A 7234-nucleotide genomic window follows, 5' to 3' on the forward strand; every position below is an offset into this window, starting at 1 on the left:
AGGGGTTGTCTCTTTCATGGGTCATTTTTTAACGTTATCTGCTTGCTATGTAAGCATTATAACCTATTTTTATCGTATTTTCTGTTTAAGTCCCGTTAACCATCCACGGTATACCGAACTGATCGACCAGCATTCCAAACCGAAAAGCCCAAAAAGTTTGCCCGAATGGCATCTTCACTGTGCCATTTTCAGCGAGGGCGTGAAAGATACGTTCCGCCTCTGTTGGATCGTCGATCGCGATTTGTACAGAAAAGCCTTTGGTTTCTTCAAAAAACTTAGGCGGACAATCAGAACCCATCAAGCGATACGTTCCGAATTCCATACACGCGTGCATAATTTTGTCAAGCCAATCAGTAGATAATTCACAGGGTTTTGGTTCCGCAGTTGGCGCATCCGCGTTAGTGAGCATTGTGACGATTTTGCCCCCAAAACATTGCTCGTAAAACTTGAAAGCTGCCTCGCAGTTACCGTTGAAAAAGAGATAAGGATTGAGTTGCATGGCTTGCTCCTGTTTGTTGAGTTTTAGGCGTTATCTTTTGCACTCAAATTGTCTTTAAGAAGTGCAAAAACTAATTCTTAGGTAATCCCGCGACCTCAATTACTGGTCTGATTTCGATCGTGCCGGCGCGCGCCCCTGGAATGCGGGCGGCGATCGCGATCGCCTCGTCGAGATCCTGGGCATCAACCAGGAAGAACCCGCCGAGTTGTTCGCGAGTTTCTGCAAACGGGCCATCGGTAACAAACTGTTTGCCGTCGCGCACCCGGACGCTAGTCGCCGTCGCTACAGGGTGCAGCGGGGCTGCCGACAAAAACTGCCCTTTTGCATGGAGTTCTTGTGCAAGCTGTGTGGATTCTCCATAACAATGTTCGCGATCGGTCTGGTTCATGGCGTTTTCTTCCATGTAAATCAGCAGCAAATATTTCATTGGTTTGTCTCGGTTGTTTCCCTGTATCAGTAAGTCGAAGGACGATCGCTCAAATCGACACCTCGCCAAAAAATTTTGCTCGTCAGGTTACGATCTTGAAGAGACATCTGTTTGATAAATGTAGGGCGTACGCCGAGGGCGACAATTTATGCCTAAAACCCTTGATTTTATGTCCAAATGCTTCACCCGGATCCGAGCAAGTGCGATCGCTCGCTCCTCGCCTAATTTCTTTTTACCAGATGTCTATTTGCCTCCGTTGTTGCCCTGTGTAATACCAATTCACTATGAACCTGCACTTAATATAGCTTCAAGGATATAGTCCCAACTACAGAGAGATAAGACTTCTTCATTCGTGAGAGATTTGATAATTATATCTACCTGTTCTTTGAGTTTCTCTAAACTCGAATAATTTGCCAACTTGAGGTCTTTTTTTGTTCCCACAATCTTTCAATCGGATTCAATTCAGGACTATAGGCAGGTAAATATATTGGCATCACATGGTCATGCCAGTCTAACAAGAGAGCTTTATGAAAGCTACCATTATCCATGATAATTAGATTGAAACTCTCTGAATATTTTTCAGCAAATCCATTTAAAAACTCTTGAAAGCAGTTGTGATTGAGCTGAGAAAATTCTTGATAATATTGTTCACCTGTTGATGGTTCTACAACTCCATAAAGATAGAAGTTTTCTCGCTAAAGATTGCTTTTTGCCGATGGGTTTTATCCCCTTCAATGTAATCATCTTGCCCTGCATAGTAATCAATCCAAATCTACTCTCGTCCTGACACCATATCCTTACAGGCTGTCCTGTTCCGAAATATTTAATCATTACTTTGATAATCTCCCACAGTTTTTTTTGAAGTTTGTCTGTGCAACTTCGTTCACCTTATTACTTTGGGGTCTTGGAACTTTGAGGTAAGATTTTAATTTATAATGAGGAATAGAAATCATAGTATCGGCAATCTCACGAACGCTTGCCACACTTTGGAGCGATGGCGCATCTGCAAGAGATAGGGGGCGCAAAATCAATCTGGTTGTTTCTAGGATGGATTGAGCAAGCATAAAACGATTCTACCTCGACCGACTTTCCCAGCAAATTTTAACACTAAAATTCTCCTTATGCTTCCAGCACCAAGAGCTTGCTGTACGATGGCGTTCCTAATCACCAGTTGCCGATTGCCTCGAATCCTCAACTAAGAACTTTGTGTCAATCTGGTGCATTGGGATTATTGTACTACCGAATGGGGCTAACATTTACAGTGAGTTGTCAATGAAAACATTCCATTCTTGTATCATCGGGCTAAACGGGTAAATGTAACCATAACAACATGAACCAACATATGAGAAATCATTGCCGCTTCAAGACCTTTACGCCAGTACAGATAGCCTGCAATGATGCCAAAAAATGAATTACCCACAATCACATAGGTAATGACTGAAGGAGTGACTTGTGTTCCTAGTACGAAGGCAAGGGGTAAATGACCCAGCCCAAAGAGAAATGCTGAAAGGGCGATCGCCGATACAAAGCAGAATATGGAAGGCACACCCTGCCCTTTTGAAAAAATACGCCAACCTATCCATACTAAAAGCGTCATTATTCCCCATCTGAGCAATAATTCTTCGGTAATACCTCCATACAGAATACGAGTCAAAAATGGGGTGTTGCTTGATAGAGTTTCAGCCTTCGTAATAAAATCAGAAGGTAGAAAAACTTTAGCACAAAACTGAATAAAAGTTAATCCAATAACTCCGATCAAGCCTCCAATAATTCCTGGAAGCACTTGGGGCTGAATAGCCAAACTAATTGAAGTTCGATTAGACACTGCCTCAGCCAGAGGTGCGGATAATCCAACTTTATGAGCTAGTACAACACCAATCAAGACAGTAATAGACAAAAGAAAGGTTGGTTGAATCAAAGAAATCAATTTGATTCCCCAGAGCGGCATCTGAAGTTCTTCATCCTCAGGAATAGGTAATTTCATCCACCAAAGAGAAACGATGCCTACCATGCCTGTTAGCCACAAAATTGTAAATAATCTCATTGACATCATAGTTCCTCCAATTACAGCTAAATTCAATACTGAGAGCCAACACTCTAATCTTTAATCACGATCCTATCAAAGGTTCTCTGTATAACTGATGTACCTATCAGATGCAGCCAAACTTTGCACCCCAACTGATCAATTAGTATTGATACGTTCTAGTTCAGAACAGTTATTGGGCTGCTGCCATCACTTCAAGATTCACAGCTTGCTCAATGCCTCAGAACTTAGTTGCATTCTCTGCCCAATATCCTGTAACCGGCTAAACTGCTGTACCAGTGCTGGAATATTCTCTAAGCTCTTTAAAAAGTTCCACAGGTAGGAAATAATGGCATAAATCTCACCTGTTTGAATGCCTGGAATCCAGACTGTACGAATCAGAACCGTGGCAGCAAGTAAAATCGTAAACAGTTCTATAAATCCATAATTCAGGGCTTCTGCATTAGAAAGATGGACTCTCCATTTTGCTATTAACAAGTAGTGCGATCTCACTACTTCAGCCTCAGATTGGCTTAAAACTGTTACTTCCTGTTCTAGCTGATTATTCAAGTTTTGATTCAACCGTTGTGATTTCTGAGCATAGCTGCGATTGATCAAAATCAACGGAATAAGCAAAGCCAAACAATATGCGCCAATCTGTATGTCATAGATGAATAGCATTACCAATGCGCCAACAAAGCTAAACAACCCTGCAATAATTTGGGGAATATTTCGCTCAAAGAAATCGACAAATTCTCTGGAAAGCACGGAACGCGCAGCAATTTGAGCCGTTGAAGCGCCCTGCTTACTCTGCTCTACAACCATCGCTGTTGCTAAGTTGCTATAGATACTGGTAAAGGTTCGAGTATCGTATACATGACGAGAAATAGCTGTAATCGCATGTGCCAGCCAAATGCATAGAAAGGGGATGATGTTGCTATAGTTTCCCTTTAGAAGCTGATCGATAGCAAATCCGATCGCTAGCGGATATAGCAATTCAAACGTATTTTCCAGCAACGTCAGCCCATAGGTAAACAGGATAGACCTGTAATTTGATCGAAACAGGCGTTCCAAAATTTGCGAGACAGAATGAAGTTTCATAGAGATAGATTTAAGTAGGTTTAATCTTTGCTAGGCAGTTGTTTGAATGCTTGTGGTTTCCATTCAGGCGGACCGAATAGACTCAAGAACCATTCTTTGAGAGTCTGCGATCGTCGTAAATCGCTAATGATTCTGGAATATTCCATAATATTGATCTGAATAGGATTGTGGGTTTGAATATTTTCAGTCAGCCCGTAGATCACCTTTTCCGTCTCGGCTTGGTAAGTTCCAAACAACCTGTCCCAAACAATCAGAATGCCACCATAATTTTTATCAATGTATGGCAGATTTGAGCCATGATGTACACGGTGATTGGAAGCTGTATTCATCATGGATTCGAGAATTCCCAATCGCCCAATTTTCTGATTGTGAATCCAGACTTGATATAGCCCCACAACTTCGAGCGCAATCAAGACTTGTAGGGGATGAAATCCCAGCAGTGCCATCGGAATGTAGAAAATCCAAAGGATAAAGTCTTCAACCCATGCCAGCCGCAGCGCTACAGTCAAATTAAAATCAGTGGAACTATGATGAACGCTGTGATATGCCCAAAAAAAACGAATCCGATGTTCTGCACGATGGTTCCAGTAATAGAGAAAATCTGCGATGAATACTGCTAATAGCATTGTCCAGCCATTTACAGGAACCTTTAGAGGACTGACTGCCGCAATTAGGGATAGCCCAACTACAGCTACAACATTTGCTAATTGATCGCTGAGAAAATCATGAACGATACCAACACCGATATTTGCAGCCGTTTCTCGGTAATTCCGTTGTTTACGAAAGAAAAAGTCAACGCCGATTTCAGCGAAGATAATACAAAACAAGATAAGCGATAGGGAGAACAGCGAAGTTTCTAGATGCTGCAAGTTTTCTAGAATCGGTTGGGCAGAAATGTTCATAGTCAACATCCTATGGTGTTTTGAGTGTCTTAATTCGAGCGCTCGAATTATTTAAACTCATGTCGATAGAGCTTTTACAGTTGTCTGCCTGTTAAGGCTAGATACAGTATTTTTCGCAGTAGGCAATTAACATCTTGGTAAATAAGTGAATCTGCTGGGCAAAGGAAAAGCTATTTTCACGTTCTATCTGCTCGATCAAGATACCATTGATCAAAGTCCAGACAAATCGAGCGAGCTTCGGATCTGAGAGATTAAGCAGTTCCTCCATCATTTGTTGATAGCGCCGATCTATTTGCTGAAAAATGGGATTACTGTTAATCTCTGTCACGGCGGTATGCTGGTAGAAATCTGTCCAAATTACTGCCTGTTTGACAAAGTGTTCTTCATGCTGAACCAGCATACATCCAAGTCTTTCAATGCGTTCGGTCAGCGTTCCTCCTTCAGCAATCGACTTAAATAGATAAACATCCTGCCAACTGATCTCCTCAACCAATTGCTCAAACAACACCTGTTTACTAGCAAAGTAGTGATACATTGCTCCAGTGGAGATACCCAATGCCTTAGAGATTTGTCGTGTTGTAACACTAGCATATCCGCTTTCGGCAAATAGGTTAAAGCATCTATGGAGAAGCTCTTTACGATACTCCTCAGAGTCAACGATTTTGGGCATGGACGATTTTGGGCATAAAATTTATATCGAGCGCTCATTATAATATAGCAGTGCGATTATACTGTGTCAAGTCTATCGGCTATTTTGGTTTCAACGAGAAGTTAGGCTATTGGCGATTTTGATACGACGACAAGACGTTGTAATTATCTCGTTTCCCTAGTTGGCAAAAGTCTGTCATAAATTTAAAAAAATGGTATAAGTCGAAGGGCGATCGCTCAAATCGACACCTCGCCAAAAAATTTTTCTCATCAGGTTGTGATGCCAAACGCAAAACCAGACGTAACCCAAGCCATTGACTCCGTTTATCGATCGGACTGGGGTCGGATCGTCGCCACATTGATCGGACTGGTTGGAGATTTCGACGTAGCCGAAGAGGCGGCGCAGGAAGCCTTTACGGCTGCACTGAAGCAGTGGCAGACTGCCGGAATTCCCGATCTCCCGCGCGCGTGGCTGATTAAAACAGCTCGATTTAAGGCGATCGATCGCCTCAGACGGCGGACGCGACTCGCCGAAAAACTTGAAGTGTATGCTGCCTCTGAGTCGATCGAAACTATCGAAGAAATCGATGACGATATCGGCGAAATCCCCGACGAGCGATTGCGGTTGATTTTCACCTGCTGTCACCCCGCGCTGGCGATCGAGGCTCAGGTTGCTTTGACGCTGCGCCTGCTGGGTGGCCTGGAGACGGATGAAATCGCACGGGCCTTTCTCGTACCAACGGCGACGATGGCGCAGCGGCTGGTACGGGCAAAGCGCAAGATTCGTGACGCGGGCATTCCCTACACAGTGCCGGATACGAAGGATTTGCCCGATCGCGTGGAAGCGGTGCTGACGGCGATCTATTTGATCTTTAACGAAGGTTATGCGGCGACGCATGGCGAGACAATAGTGAGAGCGGATCTCTGCGCCGAAGCGATCCGGCTGGGGCGACTGGTGAGGATGTTGATGGCACCGCAACCGCCAGCGGAAGTGACTGCTCTTCTGGCTCTGATGTTGCTGCACGACTCGCGGCGCGATGCGCGTCTGGATGAGTCTGGCGACCTGATCCTGCTGGAAGAGCAAGATCGCAGTCGCTGGAACAGGGCACAGATTGTCGAGGCGCTGCCGCTGGTTGAGGAAGCATTCCGTGGCGGGATCGGGCCGTTTGCTTTGCAAGCTGCGATCGCAGCCGTGCATTGTCGGGCGGTGCGGGCCCAAGAGACAAACTGGCAGCAGATAGTCCAGCTTTATAATCTGCTCGAACGCTTACAGCCATCGCCAATTGTGTCGCTGAATCGGGCGGTGGCGATCGCAATGGTAGATGGGCCGCAAACTGCAATCGCGCTTCTGGATGCGATCGGCCCCGAACTCGATGGCTATCACCTGTTTCACGCTGCGCGGGCCGATTTGTTGCGCCGTATGGGAGCATCAGCAGAAGCGGCACAGAGCTATGAGAGAGCACTGGCGCTAGTTACGAATGATAGCGAACGCCGTTTTCTCGATCGGCGGTTGCGCGAAGTCCAGCAATCCTAAAATCGGCGTTGCTGAACTAGGGTATGATGAAATGGTCGTCGGAGCGTCACAAATCACACACATTTAAAAGGAATATTATGCAATGCCCGGAATGTCAGTC

Annotated in this window: 7 protein-coding genes and 1 pseudogene; 1 reads left to right on the forward strand and 7 read right to left on the reverse strand. The window is 44.7% G+C overall.

From position 1 onward, the window contains the following. Positions 1–85 precede the first annotated feature (85 nt). The 7 genes and pseudogenes from JGK07_RS31985 to JGK07_RS32010 all read right to left on the reverse strand — a co-directional run bounded on the left by JGK07_RS31985 (position 86) and on the right by JGK07_RS32010 (position 5622). Complete coding sequence (locus JGK07_RS31985; protein WP_293226718.1) at positions 86–499, reverse strand: VOC family protein; 414 nt, start codon at positions 497–499, stop codon at positions 86–88. A 70-nt stretch (positions 500–569) separates the two neighbouring features. Then, positions 570–995, reverse strand: coding sequence for a YciI family protein (locus tag JGK07_RS31990; protein ID WP_293176353.1), 426 nt, complete (start codon positions 993–995; stop codon positions 570–572). Between the two features lie 326 nt (positions 996–1321). Beyond that, positions 1322–1606 (reverse strand): annotated as a pseudogene (locus JGK07_RS33350) (transposase); the annotation flags it as partial. Between the two features lie 614 nt (positions 1607–2220). Then, positions 2221–3006, reverse strand: a complete 786-nt coding sequence (locus JGK07_RS31995) for a CPBP family intramembrane glutamic endopeptidase (protein ID WP_293176351.1) — start codon at positions 3004–3006, stop codon at positions 2221–2223. Between the two features lie 165 nt (positions 3007–3171). Continuing rightward, a complete protein-coding gene (locus tag JGK07_RS32000; RefSeq protein ID WP_293176349.1) occupies positions 3172–4050 on the reverse strand; it encodes an ABC transporter six-transmembrane domain-containing protein in 879 nt (292 codons plus the stop codon). Between the two features lie 20 nt (positions 4051–4070). Beyond that, on the reverse strand, positions 4071–4952 hold the full coding sequence (locus JGK07_RS32005; protein WP_293176347.1) for a sterol desaturase family protein: 882 nt from the start codon (positions 4950–4952) through the stop codon (positions 4071–4073). A 97-nt stretch (positions 4953–5049) separates the two neighbouring features. Continuing rightward, the gene (locus tag JGK07_RS32010) at positions 5050–5622 is read right to left on the reverse strand and encodes a TetR/AcrR family transcriptional regulator (RefSeq protein ID WP_293176345.1); all 573 of its coding nucleotides are present in this window, start codon (positions 5620–5622) and stop codon (positions 5050–5052) included. 258 nt (positions 5623–5880) lie between these two features. Between JGK07_RS32010 and JGK07_RS32015 the strand changes: the two genes are divergently transcribed. Beyond that, complete coding sequence (locus JGK07_RS32015; RefSeq protein ID WP_293176343.1) at positions 5881–7134, forward strand: RNA polymerase sigma factor; 1254 nt, start codon at positions 5881–5883, stop codon at positions 7132–7134. The last annotated feature ends 100 nt before the right edge of the window (positions 7135–7234 follow it).

The sequence above is a fragment of the Microcoleus sp. PH2017_24_DOB_U_A genome, assembly GCF_020738205.1.
Taxonomy (GTDB): domain Bacteria; phylum Cyanobacteriota; class Cyanobacteriia; order Cyanobacteriales; family Microcoleaceae; genus Microcoleus.

Bases quoted from the DNA above. Each gene is read 5' to 3' on its own strand.
- JGK07_RS31985 (WP_293226718.1), bottom strand. From the start codon at position 499: ATGCAACTCAATCCTTATCTCTTTTTCAACGGTAACTGCGAGGCAGCT.
- JGK07_RS32000 (WP_293176349.1), bottom strand. From the start codon at position 4,050: ATGAAACTTCATTCTGTCTCGCAAATTTTGGAACGCCTGTTTCGATCA.
- JGK07_RS32005 (WP_293176347.1), bottom strand. From the start codon at position 4,952: ATGAACATTTCTGCCCAACCGATTCTAGAAAACTTGCAGCATCTAGAA.
- JGK07_RS32010 (WP_293176345.1), bottom strand. From the start codon at position 5,622: ATGCCCAAAATCGTTGACTCTGAGGAGTATCGTAAAGAGCTTCTCCAT.
- JGK07_RS32015 (WP_293176343.1), top strand. From the start codon at position 5,881: ATGCCAAACGCAAAACCAGACGTAACCCAAGCCATTGACTCCGTTTAT.